This window comes from Gluconobacter sp. P1D12_c (assembly GCF_018812105.1).
GTDB classification, from domain to species: Bacteria; Pseudomonadota; Alphaproteobacteria; order Acetobacterales; family Acetobacteraceae; genus Gluconobacter; species Gluconobacter oxydans_A.
This window is the reverse complement of record NZ_JACSIQ010000500.1, coordinates 1-437: the sequence shown is the minus strand read 5'-3', so window position 1 is coordinate 437 and position 437 is coordinate 1. Positions and strand designations below refer to the sequence as shown.

Sequence of the window (437 nt, the reverse complement as noted above, 5' to 3'; positions counted from 1 at the left end):
ATATTGACCATTCTTTTCCTGTGAAGGATGTGAAAAGTTATAGAGATTATTTGCGTTGTCTTCCTTCGCATTCTTCTTTGTTTTTGGATTACATAGAAAGCAGGAGATATGGTTTTTTAAGATTCAACGAATATTTGAACGATGACGAGGATGATTTTTGTTACGAGTGTGTTTTTGTTAATGACAATAAAGATGAGATACGCCTTTGGGTTAAAGATTTAGAAGAATGTGACAAGGATGGTTTGTATTCGAGTATCGATAATTTAGATTTGGAAAATTGTACGTCTGATGATTTTAAAAGAAGACTCTCAACGATTTGCGAGAAATTTTTTGGATCGTTGTCATGAGTTATCAATTCGCACATTTTGAGATGCTGAGTCGTAAAGTGCTTGTAAAGCCTTCCGACAAGGCAACGAAGTCTAAGAAGTGGAATATTA

Annotated in this window: 1 protein-coding gene; it reads left to right on the top strand. The window is 34.3% G+C overall.

All coding sequences use genetic code 11. The annotated features are described in order from the left end of the window. The coding region (locus KP705_RS17865; RefSeq protein ID WP_215765258.1) for a hypothetical protein at positions 1-347 on the top strand (347 nt) is incomplete at its 5' end. Between the last annotated feature and the right edge of the window lie 90 nt (positions 348-437).